22 protein-coding genes and 1 pseudogene are annotated in these 21,198 nt (G+C 63.0%); 16 read left to right on the top strand and 7 right to left on the bottom strand.

The features are described 5' to 3' along the window. Positions 1 to 21: 21 nt before the first annotated feature. Both LIX93_RS16280 and LIX93_RS16275 read right to left on the bottom strand, forming a co-directional pair. Entirely contained in the window at positions 22 to 294 is a 273-nt protein-coding gene (locus LIX93_RS16280) for a DUF1145 domain-containing protein (RefSeq protein WP_226505080.1), read from the bottom strand. Between the two features lie 181 nt (positions 295 to 475). Further along, on the bottom strand, positions 476 to 1,216 hold the full coding sequence (locus LIX93_RS16275) for an OmpA family protein (protein WP_226505079.1): 741 nt from the start codon (positions 1,214 to 1,216) through the stop codon (positions 476 to 478). 215 nt (positions 1,217 to 1,431) lie between these two features. Here LIX93_RS16275 and LIX93_RS16270 point away from each other — a divergent pair, with 215 nt between their 5' ends. Then, complete coding sequence (locus LIX93_RS16270) at positions 1,432 to 1,929, top strand: DUF6231 family protein (RefSeq protein ID WP_226505078.1); 498 nt, start codon at positions 1,432 to 1,434, stop codon at positions 1,927 to 1,929. A gap of 4 nt (positions 1,930 to 1,933) precedes the next feature. After that, a complete protein-coding gene (locus LIX93_RS16265; protein ID WP_226505077.1) occupies positions 1,934 to 2,410 on the top strand; it encodes a YchJ family protein in 477 nt (158 codons plus the stop codon). Here the strand turns inward: LIX93_RS16265 and LIX93_RS16260 are convergent. After that, positions 2,400 to 2,915, bottom strand: coding sequence for a hypothetical protein (locus tag LIX93_RS16260; protein ID WP_226505076.1), 516 nt, complete (start codon positions 2,913 to 2,915; stop codon positions 2,400 to 2,402). The two genes, LIX93_RS16265 and LIX93_RS16260, sit on opposite strands and share 11 nt — an antisense overlap. 152 nt (positions 2,916 to 3,067) lie before the next feature. On the opposite strand from LIX93_RS16260, the gene LIX93_RS16255 reads away from it, so the two are divergent. The 13 genes and pseudogenes from LIX93_RS16255 to pdeM all read left to right on the top strand — a co-directional run bounded on the left by LIX93_RS16255 (position 3,068) and on the right by pdeM (position 17,489). Continuing rightward, entirely contained in the window at positions 3,068 to 3,571 is a 504-nt protein-coding gene (locus tag LIX93_RS16255; protein WP_226505075.1) for an LEA type 2 family protein, read from the top strand. A 6-nt stretch (positions 3,572 to 3,577) separates the two neighbouring features. Then, positions 3,578 to 3,787, top strand: coding sequence for an SEC-C metal-binding domain-containing protein (locus LIX93_RS16250; protein WP_226505074.1), 210 nt, complete (start codon positions 3,578 to 3,580; stop codon positions 3,785 to 3,787). 75 nt (positions 3,788 to 3,862) lie between these two features. Continuing rightward, a pseudogene (locus LIX93_RS16245) lies at positions 3,863 to 4,141 on the top strand (hypothetical protein); the annotation flags it as partial. 101 nt (positions 4,142 to 4,242) lie between these two features. Continuing rightward, a complete protein-coding gene (locus tag LIX93_RS16240; protein ID WP_226505073.1) occupies positions 4,243 to 6,786 on the top strand; it encodes a penicillin acylase family protein in 2,544 nt (847 codons plus the stop codon). A 127-nt stretch (positions 6,787 to 6,913) separates the two neighbouring features. Beyond that, positions 6,914 to 7,951 carry a ligase-associated DNA damage response exonuclease gene (locus LIX93_RS16235; protein ID WP_226505072.1) on the top strand — a complete coding sequence of 346 codons (1,038 nt, stop codon included), beginning with the start codon at positions 6,914 to 6,916 and terminating at the stop codon, positions 7,949 to 7,951. Continuing rightward, positions 7,948 to 9,663, top strand: coding sequence for an ATP-dependent DNA ligase (locus LIX93_RS16230; protein WP_226505071.1), 1,716 nt, complete (start codon positions 7,948 to 7,950; stop codon positions 9,661 to 9,663). Before LIX93_RS16235 ends, LIX93_RS16230 begins: the two co-directional genes overlap by 4 nt. 247 nt (positions 9,664 to 9,910) lie before the next feature. After that, positions 9,911 to 10,693: a transporter substrate-binding domain-containing protein gene (locus tag LIX93_RS16225; protein WP_226505070.1), complete on the top strand. Its 783-nt coding sequence runs from the start codon at positions 9,911 to 9,913 to the stop codon at positions 10,691 to 10,693. Positions 10,694 to 10,764: 71 nt separating this feature from the next. After that, on the top strand, positions 10,765 to 11,493 hold the full coding sequence (locus LIX93_RS16220) for an ABC transporter permease (protein ID WP_226505069.1): 729 nt from the start codon (positions 10,765 to 10,767) through the stop codon (positions 11,491 to 11,493). Next, entirely contained in the window at positions 11,490 to 12,200 is a 711-nt protein-coding gene (locus tag LIX93_RS16215) for an ABC transporter permease (protein WP_226505068.1), read from the top strand. The genes LIX93_RS16220 and LIX93_RS16215 overlap by 4 nt, the downstream gene beginning before the upstream one ends. Before the next feature lie 8 nt (positions 12,201 to 12,208). Next, entirely contained in the window at positions 12,209 to 13,324 is a 1,116-nt protein-coding gene (locus LIX93_RS16210) for a succinylglutamate desuccinylase/aspartoacylase family protein (RefSeq protein WP_226505067.1), read from the top strand. A gap of 13 nt (positions 13,325 to 13,337) precedes the next feature. Continuing rightward, entirely contained in the window at positions 13,338 to 14,102 is a 765-nt protein-coding gene (locus LIX93_RS16205; protein WP_226505066.1) for an ATP-binding cassette domain-containing protein, read from the top strand. A gap of 193 nt (positions 14,103 to 14,295) precedes the next feature. Then, complete coding sequence (locus LIX93_RS16200) at positions 14,296 to 16,788, top strand: ligase-associated DNA damage response DEXH box helicase (protein ID WP_226505065.1); 2,493 nt, start codon at positions 14,296 to 14,298, stop codon at positions 16,786 to 16,788. Beyond that, on the top strand, positions 16,785 to 17,489 hold the full coding sequence (pdeM, locus tag LIX93_RS16195; RefSeq protein WP_226505064.1) for a ligase-associated DNA damage response endonuclease PdeM: 705 nt from the start codon (positions 16,785 to 16,787) through the stop codon (positions 17,487 to 17,489). The genes LIX93_RS16200 and pdeM overlap by 4 nt, the downstream gene beginning before the upstream one ends. On the opposite strand, the gene LIX93_RS16190 is transcribed toward pdeM, so the two are convergent. The 3 genes from LIX93_RS16190 to dcd all read right to left on the bottom strand — a co-directional run bounded on the left by LIX93_RS16190 (position 17,434) and on the right by dcd (position 19,283). Beyond that, on the bottom strand, positions 17,434 to 18,303 hold the full coding sequence (locus tag LIX93_RS16190) for a transporter substrate-binding domain-containing protein (RefSeq protein WP_275948754.1): 870 nt from the start codon (positions 18,301 to 18,303) through the stop codon (positions 17,434 to 17,436). The two genes, pdeM and LIX93_RS16190, sit on opposite strands and share 56 nt — an antisense overlap. A gap of 89 nt (positions 18,304 to 18,392) precedes the next feature. Next, a complete protein-coding gene (locus LIX93_RS16185; protein ID WP_226505063.1) occupies positions 18,393 to 18,608 on the bottom strand; it encodes a hypothetical protein in 216 nt (71 codons plus the stop codon). 108 nt (positions 18,609 to 18,716) lie between these two features. Next, positions 18,717 to 19,283 carry a dCTP deaminase gene (gene dcd / locus LIX93_RS16180; RefSeq protein ID WP_002554836.1) on the bottom strand — a complete coding sequence of 189 codons (567 nt, stop codon included), beginning with the start codon at positions 19,281 to 19,283 and terminating at the stop codon, positions 18,717 to 18,719. 409 nt (positions 19,284 to 19,692) lie between these two features. On the opposite strand from dcd, the gene LIX93_RS16175 reads away from it, so the two are divergent. Beyond that, on the top strand, positions 19,693 to 19,902 hold the full coding sequence (locus tag LIX93_RS16175) for a cold-shock protein (RefSeq protein WP_024780123.1): 210 nt from the start codon (positions 19,693 to 19,695) through the stop codon (positions 19,900 to 19,902). A gap of 165 nt (positions 19,903 to 20,067) precedes the next feature. Here the strand turns inward: LIX93_RS16175 and apbC are convergent, their stop codons facing one another. After that, complete coding sequence (gene apbC, locus LIX93_RS16170) at positions 20,068 to 21,162, bottom strand: iron-sulfur cluster carrier protein ApbC (RefSeq protein ID WP_226505062.1); 1,095 nt, start codon at positions 21,160 to 21,162, stop codon at positions 20,068 to 20,070. Positions 21,163 to 21,198 lie beyond the last annotated feature (36 nt).

The following is a 21,198-nucleotide window of genomic DNA, read 5'->3' as shown; positions in this document are numbered from 1 at the left end:
CAGTGCGCCAATAAAGGGCAATCAGGCAGTCGTTGCGGGCCCGACACGGGGAATGGAAATGACGTGGAAGATCCCGGTCAGCAGGATCTGCAGGCGATCGAACCAGGGATGGCTACGACCGTGCAGGCGCCGATTGAATGCGACCAACTCCACCACGTGCAGCCCCAGCAACGCCAAGGCGCCGAAGTGAATCAGCCACTCGAAAGGCTGCCCCAACGGCACGAACAGATTGACCAGCACTACCCACCAGAACAACAGCGTGAGCATTTTGCCGAACCACAACAGCCCTTTCATCGGCGACCTCGGTAAAAGTGAAAGAGGCGTACCTTAGCGCCTGAATGCACAATTTCCCAGCCAAGACCTTTGGCCTGCCTCTCTGGCCTCTTCGCGGGCAAGCCCTGCTCCCACAAATACGCGACTCAACACGGTGGGAGCAACGCTTGCCCGCGAAGACGTCATCGGCAGCGCCAATGCTTCAACGACTCAAATGCAACTCGACCCGTCGATTCTGCGATCGTCCCTCTGCGGTCGCGTTATCCGCCACCGGCTGGCTCTCACCCATGCCTTCGCTGGTCAGCAGGCTGGAAGACACGCCCTCGGCAGTGAGGAACTTCACCACACTGGCGGCGCGGCGCTCGGAGAGTTTCTGGTTGTAGGCATCAGTACCGACGCTGTCGGTGTGCCCCACGACCTTGATGCCCTTGATGTCGGTTTTCTTCAGATCATCGACCAGCTTGCTCAACTCCGATTGGAACTCCGGCGTCAGCACCGACGAATCAAAGGCGAACAGCACATTCTCGGCATCACTGAGCGTAATCACCTGCTCAGCCACAGGCGGCACAGGCGGCGGGGCTTCAGGTGCCTTGGCTGGATACTGCGGCAGCGGGCAACCGTTGGCCATGCTCACCGGCGTATGCGGCGGAGTGCCTTTGCAACGGTCGCGACGGTCGAACACCCCATCACCGTCTTCGTCGCCGTCATGGGCAAAGCAGATCAACCCCCCGGCGATAGCCCCCAAGGCTGCACCGCCACCTGCCCACGCACCACTTTTGATAGCACCGAGGCCGCCGCCGACCAGGCCACCCACCACACTGCAAATAGGCCAGTTCCTTTGGTTGAGCGGTGCACTGCCATCACTGTGTGTGGTCATTGCGCACCCCGAAAGAACACTACTGACCAGAAGAACGGGAATGAATCCCCGCGTGAGATTTCTCATCGTCTTACTCCTGGTTTCTACCGGCTGATGCCGGTCCAGGTGCAGTAAAGCAGGCCCGCAACGCCTCTACAAGCTAAAGCCGGCGCGGGCTGCAGAAAAATTGACACTTTGAAAAAGTTCCCTCGCAAGTGATTGAAATCTGCCAATTATTGACCCGCCTATAGGCCTCGACGCGTGACCCGGCTAGTCTTGGCAGTTCTGATCGAGGACACCCCATGACTGAAGGCTTTTCCACACGCACACCGCAGCAGGCCCTGGCGGCCCTGCTCGACCAGCAGGCGGCAGAACGCCTGCTGGTGGTCGGTGCCGGACAATTCCCGGCGCTCGACGCCTATGCTGCGGCCCATTCCGGTTCGCGGATCTCGTCCTGCGCCCCAGGTCCCCTGCCGGCAGACCTCGCCGGCCAGCGCTTCGACCTGGCGGTGGTCATCGACTGCCTGGAGCATTTGCCCAAGCGCGAGGGCCTGCAACTGCTCGGTGGCATCCGCAATCTCAACGCCAGCCGCATCGCCGTGCTGGTGGACCTGGCCGCGAGCGGCTGGAGCGATACCGATTTCTATTCCCTGGCCCTGCAGGCCAACGAGCGCTTCGAGCGCGACGGCCAGGTGCTGACGTTGTTCACCTATGATCTACGTGAGTACAAACAGGTCCCGGACTGGCTCAATGCGCGGTTCTGGGCCAACCCGGAAAACTTCGGCAAATATTGGTGGTGACCCTATGAGCATGGCGATTTGCCCCTGCGGCAGCGGCAACCTGCTGAATGTCTGCTGTGGTCACTATCATGAAGGCCACCCGGCGCCTGACGCCCGGGCGTTGATGCGCTCGCGATACAGCGCGTACGTGCTGGGCCATATCGATTATCTGCTGGCCACCACGCTGCCGGCCCAGCAGCCCGGCCTCGACCGAGATGCCATCGAGCAATGGAGCGCGCAAAGCACCTGGCTGGGGCTGGAAGTGGAAAACGCGCAGGTCATCGGCGGGCAGCCCGAACACGCCTTCGTCACCTTCGTCGCGCGCTGGCACGACAGCAACGGTGAACACAGCCATCGCGAACGTTCGGCTTTCGTGCAAAACAGTGGCCGCTGGTATTTCATCGACCCCACGGTGGGCCTCGATGCAGGGCGTAACGACCCCTGTCCCTGTGCCAGCGGGCAGAAGTTCAAGAAGTGCTGCGCTGCCTACCTCAACCAATAATGCTCAAATGCGATGTATCCGGCGCAGGGCCCGCTGGTGCCGCCTTGGCCTGACCCAGATCACTGCCGGTGGGCGCCAGGCTGAGTTGGCTGAGGTCCAGTGCCGGCGGCGGCACATCGGGTTTGGGTGGCTGCATCGCGGCGCCCACCTCGGCGATCGCGTAATCAGGCGCATCCACCTCGGTAAACGCCGCCATATAGACATCCCGCGGCACGACCTTGACGCGCCCGACGGCCTGCGCCGGGGCCGGGGCCATTTCGATTTCCTCGACCTGGGCACCAAGGTCGACCACCTCGACCAGAGCACCGGCGCGCTCCAGCGTCGATCGATACTTCTCGGCGGCGGCGGCGTCGAGGCTGTTCTTGAGCACCAGACGACGCCCGGAAAACAGCAATTCGATGCGCTGTTCATCCGCCTGAAACAGCCGCGCGAGGTTGGCCTTGACCGCCTCCAGCCGAGCGCCGGGCAGCACCTGGCCAGTAAAGACGATTTCGTAAACGCTCATGGCAATTCTCCTCAGTGGGCCGCACAGGCCGCGCCGGCTGGGGGCCAGTATGACCCAGGGGCTTTTTGCCCAACAAGGGCCGCGTGATATCCCGTCAGAGGGCTTGCCCCCGCCCCGGCGCTTGTTAGACTGCTGGCAAGAGGGAATCACCGATGAACTACAGGACGCACCTGACTCACGCCGTTGGCCTCAAGCACGCTATAGGCTTGGCATTGCTGCTCGGCCTTGGCGGCTGCTCGTCCTGGTTCAGCGGCCCTGACCAGGATCCGCAAGTGCATCTGGTGCACGTCGAGGTGGTCAAGGCCAAGGTCCTTGAGCAGCGCTTCGTGTTGCGGTTCAGCATCGACAACCCCAACAACTCGCGATTGCGGGTGCGCGGGCTGATCTACCGGGTGACGCTGGGCGATACGCTGTTGACCGACGGAGAGGTCGACGACTGGTTCACCGTGGCGGCGCGCAGCAAGGAATATTACGAGATCCCGGTGCGCACCAACCTGTGGGAGCACGTGCGCGACCTGGCGAAACTGCTCAAGCATCCCGATCGTCCCGTGCCCTATCGTCTGGAAGGCAGGCTGAAAACCGGATTTTTATTCAGGCATAACCTGCATCTGGACCACAGTGGTGAGATAATTCCCGGCGATTATCTTCCGGAGTAAGCACAAATGACCCAGCAACCCCATGTCCATGGCCCCGACTGCAACCACGATCATGACCATGCACATGACCATCACGAGCCCCATGGCCATGTTCACGGCCCGCATTGCAATCATGCGCCTCAAGAGCCGGTGCGCAATGCCTTGAAGGAAGTCGGCCGCAACGATCCTTGCCCATGCGGCAGCGCGAAGAAATTCAAGAAGTGCCACGGCGCCTGATCACGTAGTGGTCTACCGGGCCTCTTCGTGAGCAAGCTTTGCGCCCTTAGATGTATGAAGCGGGAGCAAAACTTGCTCGCCGACATGGCCATCTATCCGTGGACCGTGTCCCACGAGTGGCAGAATCAGGACCTTGCGGACTTCCCCAACGTCCACCGCCGGTTCAACGCCATCAAGGCCCGCCCTGCGACCGCGCGGGCCTATGAATGGATAGCGAAGATCCACCCGCCCAAGCCGTCATTACCCCTGCTGGAGCGGGCTCTGCCCGCGAAGGAGCCTCATGTCAGGCACCGGCGTCCGGGGTGGCCCATCTCCGAGCAGAGCTCGCTCCCACAAGGAAATCATCGTCAGTGAGTTCTGCATGAGAAAATAAACAGCCCGCCCCGTCTTGCGTGGCGTCGATGCGCTCACTAACGTAGCGCCTTTGTGACGCCAGACCCGCAGGAGTTTCACCCATGGCCTCGTCCGCCCGCCTTCGCTTCCTCCCCACCCTCGGCACTGCCGCTGCCGTCACCGCGCTGATGAGCCTGGCCGGTTGCCAGGGCTGGCTCGAAGACCGCTACGCCGCCAGCGTACCGCCGACCACCGGGGTGCAACCGCTGACCGGGCTGGCCAACAACGTGTCGATCCGCCACAACCGCCTGGGCATGCCGCTGATCGAAAGCAGCAGCTTCCACGACGCGCTGTTCGCCATGGGCTATGAACACGCCAGCGACCGCATCAGCCAGATGGTCGGCATGCGCCTGCTCGCCCAAGGGCGCCTTGCCGAGATGGCTGGCCCAGGGGTGCTCGACGTCGACCGCTTCATGCGCACCGTCAACCTCAAGCGCCGCGCCGACGAGCTCTACGCCAGCGCCTCGCCACGCCTCAAGCGCTTCTTCGAGGTGTACGCCCGTGGCGTCAACGCCTACCTGTTCCGTTACCGCGACAACCTGCCGATGGACCTGGCCCAGGCCGACTACAAGCCGGAATACTGGAAGCCCGAGGACTCGGCGCTGATTTTCTGCCTGGTCAACTTCAACCTCTCGGTCAACCTCCAGGAAGAGATCAACTCGTTGGTGCTGGCGCAAAAAGTCGGCGCCGACAAGCTCGCCTGGCTGCTGCCGACCTACCCCGATGAAGCCCTGCCCTTCGACGAAACCAGCAAGCTCAAGGGCCTCAATCTGGGTGGTCAACTGGCCAGCCTCGAGGGCCTCGACAAAGTGGTCGCGCAACTCGCCGACGTGAGCATGCTCGGCGTCGCTGCCTCCAACAACTGGGCCATCGCGCCGTCCCACAGCCGCAGCGGCAAGACCCTGTTCGCCAACGACACGCACCTGCCGATCTCGCTGCCCTCGGCCTGGAACTACATGCAGATCAGCGCGCCGAAATACCAGGCCGCAGGCGTGACCATCGCGGGCGTACCGGCCATCGTCGCCGGCTTCAACGGCAAGGTGGCCTGGGGCATGACCATGGTCATGGGCGACAATCAGGACTTGTTTCTGGAGAAGGTCAAACGCGAAGGCAGCCGCCTGATGTATGAAGTCGACGGCAAATGGCAACCAGCCATGGCGCGCAACGAAACCTTCTTGATCAAGGGCCAGAAGCCGATCCGCGAGACCGTCTATGAAACCCGCCACGGCCCGTTGCTCAACGGCACCTTGGGGCAAAAGCAGCTCGACCTGCAGCCTTCCAGCTTCAACAGTGGCTACGGCCTGGCCCTGCAGACCCCGGACTTCAAGGACGACAAGAGCCTCGACGCGTTCTTCGACCTGTCCCGCGCACAAACCGTGGAGCAGGCCTCCGACGCCAGCCGGCAGATCCGCGCAGTGGCGCTGAACCTGGTGTTCGCCGATGCCCAGCACATCGGCTGGCAAGTCACCGGCCGTTACCCCAACCGCAAGGACGGCCTGGGCCTGGTGCCATCGCCGGGCTGGACGCCGCGCTACGACTGGGACGGTTACGCCGACCCGATGCTGCACCCCTATGACCAGGACCCTGCCCAGGGTTGGCTCGGCACCGCCAACCAGCGCACCATCGGCAAGGGCTACGGCATGCAGTTGTCCAACTCCTGGTACTACCCGGAGCGCAGCGAGCGCCTGGCGCAGTTGGCCAGTGCAACGCAGCAGGACACCCGCAGCATGATCGCCATGCAATACGACCAGACCACCACCTTCGCCGACAAGCTGAAGAAGATGTTCGAAGCGCCCGGCATGGCCAAGCCACTCAAGGCCGCTATCGATGCACTGCCTGAGGCTGATCGTGCCAAGGCCCGCGAGGCCTACTCGCGCTTGATGGCGTTCGATGGCCGCTTGAGCCCAACCTCGGCGGATGCGGCGCTCTACGAGCTGTTCCTGCAGGAGAGCGCCAAGCAGATCTTCCTCGACGAGCTCGGCCCGCAAGACAGCCCGACCTGGAAAGCCTTCGTGGCCAATGCCGACCTGTCCTACTCGGCCCAGGCCGATCACCTGCTGGGCCGCGAGGACAGCCCGTTCTGGGATGACGTGCGTACCCCGCAGAAGGAAGACAAACCGACGATTCTGGCCCGCAGCCTGGCCGCTGCGGTCACCGCCGGTGACAACCTGCTGGGTGGTGACCGCAAGGCTTGGCAGTGGGGCAAGTTGCACACCTACAGCTTCAAGTCCGACAGCATCAAACTCGCGCCGCTGCTCGATGCCAGCCAGCGCCTGGGCCTGAGCGCCGCCAGCAGCACCCTGGATCGCGGGCCTTATCCGGCCGGTGGTGACCAGAGCACGCTGAACGCGTCGGCTTATCACTGGGGCGGGCAGAACTTCGATACCTTCCTGGCACCGGCGATGCGCATCATCGTCGACTTCGGTCAGGTCGAACCGATGATGGGCCTCAACAGCACCGGCCAGTCGGGCAACCCGGCCAGCCCGCACTATGCGGACGGCATCGATGCCTGGCTCAAGGCGCAGTACGTGTCGTTCCCGATGCAGCGGCAGAACTTCGACAAGGCGTATGGCACCCAGCGGTTGACGCTGGTGCCTGGGAAGTAAGGCTCACCCGCTCCACTGTGGGAGCGGGCTCTGCCCGCCCCCACAGGAGTCGATGGCATGCAACGGAGCTGAACTTCCCGCCAGCCATCCCCCTCATAACTGACAAGCCCACCACCCCGGCCAGCCCATGGACCTTGTCATCGCCCGCCCCGAAGGCCTCTACTGCCCCGCCGGCGATTTCTATATCGACCCGTGGCGCCCGGTGCCGCGCTCGATCATCACCCATGGCCATGGCGACCACGCCCGTACCGGCAATCAGCACTACCTGGCCGCCGCCCCCGGCGCCGGCATCCTGCGTGCAAGGTTGGGCCAGGACATCAACCTGCAGACCCTCGACTATGGCGAACGCCTGGTCCATCACGGTGTGACCCTGAGCTTTCATCCCGCCGGCCACGTACTCGGCTCGGCCCAGGTGCGCCTGGAGCATCGCGGCGAAGTGTGGGTCGCCTCCGGTGACTACAAGGTCGAGGCCGACGGTACCTGCGCGCCGTTCGAACCGGTGCGCTGCCACACCTTCATCACCGAATCCACCTTCGGTCTGCCCATCTACCGCTGGCAACCCCAGGCCGAGATCTTCGCCGAGGTCAACCAGTGGTGGCGCGCCAACGCTGCGGCGGGCAAGGCCAGCGTGCTGTTCTGCTATGCCTTCGGCAAGGCGCAGCGGCTGTTGCACGGCATCGACCGCAGCATCGGCGCCATCCTCTGTCATGGCGCCGTGGAGCCATTGAACCGGGTGTACCGCGAGGGCGGCATCGACATTCCACCGACCCTTTATGCCGGCGACTTCAAGAAGACCGATCCGGCGTTGCGCAGCGCCCTGATCATCGCCCCACCCTCGGCCGGTGGCAGCACTTGGATGCGCCGTTTCGGCGATTACAGTGACGCCTTCGCCAGCGGCTGGATGCGCCTGCGTGGCAGCCGTCGGCGACGTGGGGTCGATCGCGGCTTCATCCTCTCCGATCATGCCGACTGGCCGGGACTGCTGTGGGCCATCGAGCAGACCGGCGCCGAGCGGGTGATGGTCACCCACGGGTCGGTCAACGTGCTGGTGCGCTACCTGCGCGAGCAGCGCGGCCTGGATGCACAGGGGTTCGCCACTGAATACGGCGATGAGGACGACAACCCCGAGAGCAGCGCCGAACCCGCTGCGGATGCCGCGCCATGAAAGCCTTTGCCGCCCTCTACGCCGACCTTGATGCCACCACCTCCAGCAACGCCAAGCTGCAGGCCCTGCAGAGCTACTTCGCCCAAGCCGCGCCCGAAGACGCCGCCTGGGCGGTGTACTTCCTCGCCGGCGGCCGCCCTCGCCAGCTGATCCCTACGCGCTTGTTGCGCGAGCTGGTGACCCGGCTGTCTGGCTTGCCAGAATGGCTGTTCGAGGAAAGCTACCAGGCCGTCGGCGACCTCGCCGAAACCGTCTCGCTGGTGCTCCCGGAAAACCCCCACAGTGCCGGGCAAGGCCTGGCCTGGTGGCTGGAAGAGGCGCTGCTGCCCCTGCGCGGCCTGCCGCCCGAGGAGCTCGCCGAGCGCCTGCCGCCGCTGTGGGCCCAACTCGATCAACAAAGCCTGATGGTGTGCCTGAAACTGATCACCGGCAGTTTTCGCGTCGGCGTCTCCAAGTTGCTGGTCACCCGGGCGCTGGCGCAACTGGCCGATCTGGACAGCAAGCGAGTGGCCCAACGCCTGGTCGGCTACACCGATCTGTCGCACCGCCCCGTCGCGGCCAGCTACCTCAAATTGATCGCCCCCGAGTCCAGCGACGAGCATGCCCAGCGCGGCGGCCAGCCTTATCCGTTCTTCCTCGCCCATGCCCTGCAGCAGCCGGTCGAGCAGTTCGAAGCGCTCATAGGGCCGAGCAGCGACTGGCAAGTGGAATGGAAATGGGACGGTATTCGCGCGCAATTGGTCAAGCGCGAGGGCCGCTTGTGGATCTGGTCGCGGGGCGAAGAACTGGTCACCGACCGCTTCCCCGAATTGCACAGTCTGGGCGCAAGCCTGCCGGACGGCACTGTGATCGACGGCGAAATCGTGGTGTGGAAACAGCCCGCCCGCGACACTGACAAAGCGCCCGAGGACTTCGCCCTCGAGCCTGCGAGTGACCACGACGCTCAAGACGCCCCGGCAGTACAGCCCTTCGCCCTGCTGCAACAGCGCATCGGCCGCAAGACCCTGAGCAAGAAGCTGCTGGACGAAGTGCCGGTGGTCCTGCTGGCCTACGACCTGCTCGAATGGCAAGGCAAGGACCAACGCAACATCGCGCAATGGCAGCGGCGCGAGGCCCTGGAGCAATTGGTGGCCAGCCAGGGCCAGGCGGTGTTACGGCTGTCCCCGGTCATCAGCGGTAACACCTGGGCCGAGCTTGCCGAGCTGCGGCAGGAATCCCGCCGCCTGGGCGTCGAAGGCATGATGCTCAAGGCCCGCGAGGCGCTGTATGGGGTCGGCCGCACCAAGGACATGGGCGTGTGGTGGAAATGGAAGGTCGACCCATTCAGCGTCGATGCTGTGCTGATATACGCTCAGGCAGGCCATGGTCGCCGGGCCAGCCTCTACAGCGACTACACCTTTGCGGTGTGGGATGGCCCGCCCGGCAGTTCCGAGCGCAACCTGGTGCCGTTCGCCAAGGCCTACTCCGGCCTGACCGATGCCGAGATGCGCCAGGTCGATGCGATCGTTCGCAAGACCACGGTCGAGAAATTCGGCCCGGTACGAAGTGTTACCCCCACACTGGTGTTCGAATTGGGTTTTGAGGGCATCGCCCTGTCCAAACGCCATAAAAGCGGGATCGCGGTGCGTTTTCCGCGCATGTTGCGCTGGCGCCACGACAAACCGGTCGACGAGGCGGACAGTCTGGAAATGTTACAAGACCTGTTGAGTTGAGGTTCGCGAGGCACCACAATGGCGCACAAATTTTGCCGTGCACCGTTAAGTGCACCTATATATACAGGCGCATACGTCGCTAAAAAACCATTCGGTCGAAACTGCGACGAAAAGCAATTCCCAGGCGCCGCGACACCGGTCCTCCCATGAACTATGGTGCGAATATTGCTATTACCCTGATGTCTGGCAATAGCCGGTAACAGAACTCGCGTGCTCGCACGTATTTTTGGTTTTCAAGGACCGCACAATGAAAAAAGCATTGCTGACCCTCTCTGCACTGGCTCTCTGTCTGTCTGCTGGTAGCGCGCTGGCCAAGGAATACAAAGAGCTGCGTTTCGGGGTCGATCCTTCCTATGCACCGTTCGAGTCCAAAGCCGCCGACGGCAGTCTGGTCGGCTTCGACATCGATCTGGGCAACGCCATCTGCACCGAACTGAAGGTCAAGTGCAAATGGGTTGAAAGCGATTTCGACGGCATGATCCCGGGCCTGAACGCCAACAAGTTCGACGGCGTGATCTCGTCCATGACCGTGACCGAAGTCCGCGAGAAAGCCATTATTTTCTCCAACGAACTGTTCTCCGGCCCAACCTCCCTGGTGTTCAAAAAAGGTGCAGGCCTGACCACCGATGTCGCCACCCTGAAAGGCAAGACCGTCGGTTACGAGCAAGGCACCATCCAGGAAGCCTACGCCAAGGCCGTCCTAGACAAGGCTGGCGTCAAGACCCAGGCCTACGCCAACCAGGACCAGGTCTACGCCGACCTCGTCTCGGGCCGCCTGGACGCCTCGGTGCAAGACATGCTGCAAGCAGAGTTGGGCTTCCTGAAGTCGCCACAAGGCGCCGGCTACGAAGTCAGCAAGCCGATCGACGACCCACTGCTGCCTGCCAAGACTGCCGTCGGCATCAAAAAGGGCAATACTGAGCTCAAGGCTCTGATCGACAAGGGTATCAAGGCACTGCACGATGATGGCACCTACGCCACCATTCAGAAGAAGCACTTCGGTGACCTGAACCTGTACAGCGGCAAGTAAGCGACACCTTGCATCAACGCCCGCTCCTCACGAGGGAGCGGGCGTTTTATCGAGCGCAAAAGGTTTGATCCATGTTTGATTCCCTGCTGCAAACCCTGGGGCTCACCTCCCTCAGCTTGAAGGGCTTTGGCCCGCTGCTGATGGAAGGCACCTGGATGACCATCAAGCTGGCAGTGCTGTCGTTGCTGGTGAGCGTGCTGCTCGGCCTGCTCGGCGCCAGTGCCAAGCTGTCCAGCGTCAAGGCCGTGCGCATCCCGGCGCAGGTGTACACCACGCTGATTCGCGGCGTGCCCGATCTGGTATTGATGCTGCTGATTTTCTACAGCCTGCAGACCTGGCTGAGCAATCTGACCGATGCCCTCGGCTGGGACTACATCGAGATCGACCCTTTCGCCGCCGGGGTCATTACCCTGGGCTTCATCTACGGTGCCTATTTCACCGAGACCTTCCGCGGCGCGATCCTCGCCGTGCCGCGCGGCCAGGCCGAAGCGGCCACCGCCTATGGCCTCAGCCGTGGCCAGCGGTTTCGCTACGTGATCTTCCCGCAAATGATGCGCTTCGCCCTGCCCGGCATCGGCAACAATTGGCAGGTGATGCTCAAGGCCACGGCGCTGGTGTCATTGATCGGTCTGGCCGACCTGGTGAAAAACGCCCAGGACGCCGGCAAGAGCACCTACGAGCTGTTTTACTTCCTGGTGTTGGCGGCGCTGATCTACCTGTTGATCACCAGCGCTTCCAACGTCGTCTTGCGCCGCCTGGAGCGCCGCTACAGCGCCGGTACCCGTGAGGCCGTCCGATGATCGAACTTCTGCAGGAATACTGGAAAGCCTTCCTTTACACCGATGGCGTCAACATGACCGGCCTGGCCATGACGCTGTGGCTGCTCAGCGCGTCGATCTTCATCGGTTTCTTCCTCTCCATTCCGCTGTCCATCGCCCGCGTGTCGCCCAGGTTCTGGGTACGCTGGCCGGTGCAGTTCTACACCTACGTGTTCCGCGGCACGCCGCTGTATATCCAGCTGCTGATCTGCTACACCGGCATCTACAGCCTCGAAGCGGTCCGCGACCAGCCGCTGCTGGGGCCGTTCTTTCGCGATGCCATGAACTGCACCCTGCTGGCCTTCGCGCTGAACACCTGCGCCTACACCACCGAGATCTTCGCCGGCGCCATCCGCAGCATGAATCACGGCGAAGTCGAAGCGGCCAAGGCCTACGGCCTGCGCGGCTGGAAGCTGTACGCCTACGTGATCATGCCCTCGGCGCTGCGCCGTTCGTTGCCGTACTACAGCAACGAAGTGATCTTGATGCTGCACTCCACCACCGTGGCCTTCACCGCGACCATCCCGGATATTCTCAAGGTCGCTCGGGACGCCAACTCGGCGACCTTCATGACCTTCCAGTCGTTCGGGATAGCCGCGCTCATCTACCTCGCCATCACCTTCACCCTCGTCGGCCTGTTCCGCTTGGCTGAACGTCGCTGGCTGGCCTTTCTCGGCCCGGCGCACTAGGAGCTGTCATGGAACATCGCACCCACAACCTGATCGCGCCGATGCCTGGCACCGCGCGGCAAATCCATAGTTTTCACTTCGCACCCGACGCTGCAGCCGCCGGCAAGATCTACATCCAGGCCTCGCTGCACGCCGACGAGCTACCCGGCATGCTGGTGGGCTGGCACCTCAAGCAGCGCTTGCGCGAGCTGGAAGCCGAAGGCCGTCTGCGCCGTGAAATCGTGCTGGTGCCGATCGCGAATCCGGCCGGCCTGGAGCAGGTGCTGATGGACACTCCTCTGGGCCGCTACGAGCTCGAGAGCGGGGAGAATTTCAACCGCCGTTTCGTCGATCTCAGCCAGGTGGTCGGTGATGCCATCCAAGGCTTGCTCAACGATGATCCCCAGCACAACGCCAATCTGGTCCGCCAGCATTTGCGCGAGGCTCTGGAGCGCGAGGTGCCGAGCACGCAGTTGCAGTCCCAGCGTCTGACCTTGCAGCGCCTGGCCTGCGACGCCGAAATGGTGCTCGACCTGCACTGTGACTTCGAGGCCGTCGAGCACCTGTACACCACTCCGCAAGCCTGGCCACGGGTCGAGGCGCTGTCGCGTTACCTGGGTGCGCAGGCCAGCCTGCTGGCCACCGACTCGGGCGGCCAGTCGTTCGACGAATGCTTTTCGCTGGTGTGGTGGAACCTGCAACAGCGCTTCGGTGACCGCCTGCCGCTGAGCAGTTTCTCGGTGACGGTGGAATTGCGCGGCCAGCATGACGTCAGCCACCCGCTGGCGATTGCCGACTGCAAGGCGATCCTCGATTACCTGAGCCACTATGGCGCAATCGGTGGTGCGACCGAGTTGCTGCCAAAACTGCTGCAACCGGCCACCCCACTGGCTGCCGTCGAGCCGGTGACCACCTCGGCCGGCGGCCTGCTGGTGTTCTTCGCCGTGCCGGGCGACTACGTCGAGGCCGGCACGCTGATCGCCGAAGTCATCGACCCGATTTCGGACCAGGTGACCCCGGTCCATAACGTTCAAGCGGGCTTGCTCTACGCCCGCTCGCTGCGCCGCATGGCCACCGCTGGCATGGTCATCGCCCATGTCGCCGGGCATGAAGCCTACCGCAGCGGCTACCTTCTTTCTCCTTGAGGACTCCTTGCGCATGTACAAACTGACGATCGATGGCCTGCACAAGAGCTACGGCGACAACCAGGTGCTCAAGGGCGTCTCGCTCAAAGCCAAGACCGGCGACGTGATCAGCCTGATCGGCGCCAGCGGTTCGGGCAAGAGCACTTTCCTGCGCTGCATCAACTTCCTCGAGACCCCCAACGACGGCGCCATGAGCCTGGATGGCAAGCAGATCCGTATGGTCAGCGACGCCAATGGCATGCGCGTCGCCGACGCGGACGAACTGCAGCGCATCCGCACGCGCCTGGCCATGGTGTTCCAGCACTTCAACCTGTGGAGCCACATGAGCGTGCTGGAAAACATCACCATGGCGCCGCGCCGCGTGCTGGGCGTGGGCAAGCAGGAAGCCGAAGAGCGCGCGCGCCGCTATCTGGACAAGGTCGGTTTGCCGGCCCGAGTCGCCGATCAGTATCCGGCCTTCCTCTCCGGCGGCCAGCAGCAGCGGGTGGCGATCGCCCGCGCCTTGGCGATGGAACCGGAGATCATGCTGTTCGACGAACCGACTTCAGCGCTCGACCCGGAGTTGGTGGGTGAGGTATTGAAGGTGATCCAGGCGTTGGCCGAAGAAGGTCGCACGATGATCATGGTTACCCACGAAATGAGCTTCGCCCGCCAAGTGTCCAGCCAGATCATGTTTTTGCATCAGGGGCTGGTGGAAGAGCACGGCGAGCCGGCCGAGGTGCTGGGCAATCCGAAAAGCGATCGGCTGCGGCAGTTCCTCAGCGGCAATTTGAAGTAGTTATGCGTTGCCTATGATGGCCCCTTCGCGGGCAAGCCTTGCTCCCACAGATGCAGGCCGGTGGGAGCAAGGCTTGCACGCGAAAGGGTCGGCACAATCGACGAAGATCTGCAGTTGCCAGCAAATTCCAGGCAACTAATCCACCCACCTGCGAGTCTGTGAACTACCTACTACCGGAGTTCACCGCTCGCGCATGCCAGCCCCTCGCGATATAGCCAAGCACTGGTTCGCCGCCCGCGGCTGGAAGCCGTTCGCGTTTCAGAAGGCCGTGTGGGCCGCGGTCAAGCGTGGTGAATCCGGGTTGCTGCACGCCAGCACCGGCGCCGGCAAGACCTACGCCCTGTGGTTCGCCGCGTTGCAACATCTGGCGCCGCCGCCAGCGCCTGCCGTGGCGCCGGCAACCAAACGCAAACCGCCGATGGCGCCCCTGACCGTGCTGTGGATCACGCCCATGCGCGCGCTGGCCGCCGATACCCTGCGCGCGTTGCAGCGGCCCATCGATGATCTGAACATCCCCTGGAGCCTCGGCCTGCGCACCGGCGACACCGGCAGCAGCGAACGCGCCCGCCAAGGCCGACGCCTGCCCAGCACGCTGGTGACCACCCCGGAAAGCCTGACCCTGTTGCTGACCCGCGAAAACGCTGCCACCGAGCTTGCCAGCGTGCGCCTGGTGGTGGTCGATGAATGGCACGAACTGCTTGGCAACAAGCGCGGCGTGCAACTGCAACTGGCCTTGGCGCGCCTGCGCAGCTGGCAGCCTGGGCTGATGGTGTGGGGGATCTCCGCCACCCTGGGCAATCAGCTGCAAGCGCAGCAGGTGCTGCTGCCGGCCGGCGATGGCATCAGTGTGCAGGGCGAAAAGGCCAAGACCCTGCTGGTCGACACCCTGCTGCCGGAGACCATCGAACGCTTCCCTTGGGCCGGTCACATGGGCCTGCGGATGCTCAAGCAGGTCGCCGCGCAGATCGAGGCCTGCAACAGTTGCCTGGTGTTCACCAACACCCGCGCCCAGGCCGAAGTCTGGTACCAGGCACTTCTCGAAGCGCGCCCCGATTGGGCCGGGCTGATTGCCCTGCATCATAGCTCGCTGGCCCGTGAAACCCGCGACTGGGTCGAGCAGGCCCTCAAGGAGGGCCAGTTACGTGCGGTGGTGTGTACGTCCAGCCTGGACCTGGGGGTCGACTTCCTGCCGGTCGAGCGGGTACTGCAGATTGGCTCGGCCAAAGGTGTCGCGCGCCTGATGCAGCGCGCCGGGCGCTCTGGCCATACCCCGGGACGGCCGTCAAGGGTGACCCTGGTGCCGACCCACAGCCTGGAACTGGTCGAAGCTGCCGCCGCACAGGCTGCGGTCGCCGCGCGCCATATCGAAGCCCGCAAGCCACCGCACAAACCTCTGGACGTACTGGTTCAACACCTGGTGAGCATGGCCTTGGGCGGCGGCTTCGAGCCGCCGGCACTGCTGGATGAAGTGCGCAGCACCTGGGCCTACCGCGATCTGAGTGACGAGGAATGGACCTGGGCCCTGGCCTTCGTCCGCCACGGTGGCCATTCGTTGACCGCCTACCCGGACTACCAACGGGTCGCGCCCGACGCCGAGGGCCGCTGGCGCGTGCCGGACGCGCGCCTGGCCCGGCGACATCGCATGAGCATCGGCACCATTGTGAGCGATGCCAGCTTGCAGCTGAAATTCTGGAGCAAGGGCGGTGGCGGTCGCACCTTGGGCAACGTCGAGGAAGGCTTCATCGCTCGCCTGCGGCCCGGTGATGGCTTTCTGTTCGCCGGGCGCCTGCTGGAGTTGGTACGGGTCGAGAACATGACCGCCTACGTCAAGCGCTCGACCGCACGCAAGGCCGCCGTGCCTCGCTGGAATGGCGGGCGTATGCCGCTGTCGAGCGAATTGGCCGATGCGGTGGTGGCGCAGCTCGACGCCGCCGCTCGCGGCGAGTACCAAAGCCCCGCGCTGCAAGCCGTGCGGCCGTTGCTGGAGCTGCAAGGGCAATGGTCGGCGCTGCCGACTAGCCATACCCTGCTGGCCGAAACCCTCAAGTCCCGCGAGGGCTGGCATCTCTTTCTGTATCCCTTCGCCGGCCGCCAGGTGCACCTCGGATTGGCCAGCCTGCTGGCCTGGCGCCTGAGCCAGAGCAAGCCGTTAAGCTTCTCGATCGCCGTCAACGACTATGGCCTGGAGCTGCTCAGCGCCACAGCCGTGGATTGGCCACAAGCACTTGCCAGCGACTGGCTCAGCCCGGACAACCTGCTGCACGACGTGCTCGCCAGCCTCAACGCCGGTGAGCTGGCATTGCGACGTTTTCGCGAAATCGCGCGGATCTCCGGCTTGGTGTTCGGTGGCTACCCGGGGGCGCAAAAGAGCACACGCCAAGTGCAAGCCTCCAGCGGGCTGTTCTTTGAGGTGTTCAAGCAATACGATGCCGGCAACCTGCTGCTCGGTCAGGCTCAGGAGGAAGTACTGCGCCAGGAACTCGACGTGCAGCACCTCGAACACACCTTGCAGCGCCTGCAGCAGCGGCGCCTGGACATCCACTCGATCAAACGCGCAACGCCCCTGGCCTTTCCACTGATGGTCGAGCGCTTTCGCGAGAGCCTGAGTTCGGAGAAACTTGCAGACCGCATCCAGCGCATGGTCAATGACCTCGAACAGGCCGCAGGCCCTGAGGAAGGAGCATGACGGCCTATCACCCGATCAGTGTGGCCGGCACCGAGCTGTGGTTGCTGCCAGAGAAAGCCGCCTACTGGCCCGAGCAGAAAGTCCTGCTGGTCGCTGATGCGCATTTTGGCAAGGCCGCAGCCTATCGGCGCCTGGGCCAGCCGGTGCCCCATGGCACCACTCAAAGCAATCTGCTGGTGCTGGATCAGCTGCTGGCCCAGTACCCCAGCCAGGCGTTGGTATTTCTGGGCGACTTTCTTCACGGCCCAGGCTCCCACGCCATCAACACCTTGGCGGCGCTGGCGCAATGGCGGGTGCGACATCCACGGCTGGGGATCATTCTGGTACGCGGCAATCATGATCTGCGCGCCGGCGATCCGCCCGCCGAGCTCGGTTTCGAGGTGGTGACCGAGCCATTGCGACTCGGGCCGTTCGCCTTGCAGCACGAGCCCACACCGTGCCCCGGCCTGCATGTGCTGGCAGGGCACGTGCACCCGGTTTATCGGCTACGCGGCAAAGGCCGCCAGAGCCTGCGCCTGCCGTGCTTTCAGATCGGCACCGAGGTCAGCGTGCTGCCGGCCTTCGGCGCCTTTACCGGTGGTTACGCCGTGCAGCGCGAAGCCGGGGTGCGCCTGTTCGTCAGCGGCGACGGGCGGGTCTGGCCGATCAGTGACGGGCCACCGGCCATGGATACGCCAGCCAGCGCTGAAATCGCTGGCTGAAACGACCGCTGGCGATGTCCTGATGCAGCCATTGGTCAACGTACTGTTTGAGCACGATGTCCTGCGGCAACAAGGCCGCCTTTTCAGAGAAATCGAACGGTTTGTCCGGGTGCACGGCGCACAGCTCAGGATGCAGTTTCTGTTGCAGGCGCGTCTCCACCGCATCGGTCATCATCAGGTCGGCTTTGCCGTCGACGATCTGCTGGAAGATGGTGACGTTGTCCTGATGCACGATGATCTGCGCCTGCTTGAGTTGCGCACGTGCAAACTTCTCATTGGTGCCGCCCGGATTGACGATGGCCCGCACGTTGGGTTTGTCGATCTGCGCCAGGGTCTGGAACTTGCTCTGGTTCTTGCACAAAGTGATCGGGGTCTTGCCGTCGCGCTGATAAGGCTCGGAGAAGAACGCCTGCTTCTGGCGCTCCATGTTCACCGAAACGCCACTCAGGGCCAGGTCGTAACGATCGGCCTGCAGGTCGGCCATGAGCGTCGGCCAGGTGGTGGGCACCAGTTCCAGCTTGACCCCCAGTGAATCGGCCAGCCCCTGGGCGATCTCGATATCGAGCCCGACGAAGCCGTCGTTGTCGCCGTTCCGGTAACTGAAGGGCTTGTAATCGCCAGTAGTACCGACACGCAGGGTACCGCGAGCGATGATCTGTTGCAGATGGTTGCTGGCAACAGGAGTGGTCACCGCAGCGGGTGCGGAGATGGGTGCATCGGCAGCAAAACCCGGCGTGCCAAACAACAGGCCAAGGGGCAATAGGCCAATGGCACAGAAACGCGCTGTACGCTTGAATCGAGAAGACGAAGACATGGCAGACCTTGTTGTCGGGATTATCTGAACGCCTCAAGGGGCGCCGAGCAGATTAGCCGACAACAGGCGTGCTTTGACAGACCGATGAATCACGCCACTGGCGCAGGTGGGGCTTCATCCGGCTGGGTGGGGCTGCCAGGTTCACTAGGCTGAGGGAAATCGGGGTTGGGGTCCGGATCCGGCTGACCGGGTATGCCACCGGCCAGGTGGGCGTAGGGATCTGCAAGCAATGACCAGGCAAGCATGCCGATCTGGTTGGGTTGCAGTTTGGCCAGTTTGGCGCTGATGGTCGGGTCGATTTTCATAGACACTCCTGAGCAATGGCCCCACTCGCAGCAACGAATGGGGGCAGTTCGCTCAATAGAGTGCGTTTTCGGCGACTAATTCCGTCGCTTCGTCGGCCCGTCGCGGGGTCAGGTGCGTGGCAGCGTGACGCCACGCTGGCCTTGGTACTTGCCGCCGCGGTCCTTGTAGGACACTTCGCATTCCTCGTCCGACTCCAGGAATAGCATCTGCGCCACCCCTTCGTTGGCATAGATCTTCGCCGGCAAGGTGGTGGTGTTGGAGAACTCCAGGGTCACGTGGCCTTCCCATTCCGGCTCCAGGGGCGTGACGTTGACGATGATGCCGCAACGGGCGTAAGTGCTCTTGCCCAGGCAGATGGTCAGGACGTTGCGCGGAATGCGGAAATACTCGACGGTACGGGCCAGCGCGAAGGAGTTGGGCGGGATGATGCAGACGTCGCTCTTGATGTCGACGAAGCTCTTCTCGTCGAAGTTCTTCGGATCGACAGTGGCCGAGTTGATGTTGGTGAACACCTTGAATTCGTCGGCGCAACGCACGTCGTAGCCATAGCTGGACACGCCGAAGGAGATGACGCGATCAGCGCCCTCGCCGCGCACCTGGCGCTCGACGAAAGGTTCGATCATGCCGTGCTCTTGCGCCATGCGGCGAATCCACTTGTCCGATTTGATGCTCATGGCGGGCTGTCCTGAATAACGAGGTGAATAGCGAGGTGAAGAAAATCTGACCGGCATCTTACCGGGCCCGGCTCGCAGGTTAAAGGACCTGCGCCATATGCTGGCGAACGCTGCGACGCTTGGGCCCTGCGCCATGTGTGGCAGTTGGCCACACCTGTGCTGCCGAAAGCCGCTCATTTGGCGGCTCGCAGGGCTGCCAAAGAAACTTATGTCACGAAATACTGCAAAGCACGCTAAAGGTTATTGGCACCTCCCCGAAAAAGGTTTAAGGTGGCGTCACTGTGTTGCTTATGTCTCTGAGAATCTCTACACGATGTTTTACATCTTCACGAATTTTCCTGCTCTTTGCACTCAGTCTCGGCCAGGGCATTTCCTGAACCGCAGTTAACTTTGTCCAAGGAGATACACCATGTCCAATCGCCAAACCGGTACCGTTAAGTGGTTCAACGATGAAAAAGGCTTCGGCTTCATCACTCCACAATCCGGTGACGACCTGTTCGTTCACTTCAAAGCTATCCAATCTGACGGCTTCAAAAGCCTGAAAGAAGGCCAACAGGTCTCTTTCGTCGCTACCCGCGGTCAGAAAGGCATGCAAGCTGAAGAAGTAACAGTTATCTAACTGCTGCTTTAAAGCTTGAAAGAGCCCCGCCCCTTAAAAGGCGGGGCTTTTTCTTGCCTGCAGGATTGTGGTGCTGCTGCCGGCCTCTTCCCGGCCGAACGCGCAACCTTGCTCCCACATGTGGTAGCAAGGCCTGCACGCAGAGGGGCCGCAAAGATCAGTGCATCAGTCGTCTGAGACGCTAATGGTCGGCATCGCCGGGCTGGCTGCAGCCTGCAGCACCAGGCGCGCACCCACCTGACGAGCCAGTTCCTGATAGATCATGGCGATCTGACTGTCCGGTTCGGCGATCGCCGTGGGCTTGCCGCTGTCGGCCTGCTCGCGGATCAAGATCGACAGCGGCAGCGAGGCCAGCAGCTCGACCCCGTACTGGCTGGCCAGCTTCTCGCCACCGCCTTCACCGAACAGATGCTCGGCATGGCCGCATTGCGAGCAGATGTGCACGGCCATGTTCTCGACCACGCCCAGCACCGGAATGTTGACCTTGCGGAACATCTCGACACCCTTTTTCGCATCCAGCAGTGCCAGATCTTGCGGCGTGGTGACGATCACCGAGCCACTGACGGGCACCTTCTGCGCCAGGGTCAGCTGGATATCACCAGTACCCGGAGGCATGTCGATGACCAGATAATCCAGGTCATTCCAGGCCGTTTGGGTGATCAATTGCAGCAATGCCCCAGAGACCATCGGCCCGCGCCAGACCATCGGCGTGTTGTCGTCGGTCAGAAAGGCCATGGACATCACCTCGACGCCGTGAGCCTCGATCGGCATGAACCACTTCTGGTCTTTGACCTTGGGCCGGGTACCTTCGGCGATACCGAACATCACACCTTGGCTGGGGCCATAGATATCCGCATCGAGAATGCCCACCCGCGCGCCTTCGCGGGCCAGCGCCAATGCCAGGTTGGCCGCCGTAGTCGACTTGCCGACGCCGCCCTTGCCGGAGGCCACCGCGATAATGTTCTTGACGTTGGTCATGCCAGGTATCTGCGCCTGCGCCTTGTGCGCGGCGATCACGCACGCGACCTCGACCTGCGCCGATGACACGCCGTCGAGGCCTTCAATGGCCAGCTGCAGCATCTGCGCCCAGCCAGACTTGAACAGACCGGCGGCATAGCCCAGCTCGAGCTGCACCCGGACTCTGCCTGCGTCGATGTCGATGGCGCGCACGCAACCGGCACTGACAGGGTCCTGATTCAGGTAAGGATCGGTGTATTGACGAAGGACGGCTTCCACCGCTGCGCGGTTGACGGCGCTCATGGACACTCCCGGAAATAAAGACTGAGTAAAATAGGC

It is taken from the genome of Pseudomonas sp. MWU16-30317 (assembly GCF_020515695.1).
In the GTDB taxonomy this organism is placed as follows: domain Bacteria; phylum Pseudomonadota; class Gammaproteobacteria; order Pseudomonadales; family Pseudomonadaceae; genus Aquipseudomonas.
Note: the sequence above shows the minus strand (reverse complement) of the source record. Positions and strands in the feature narration are given on the sequence as shown.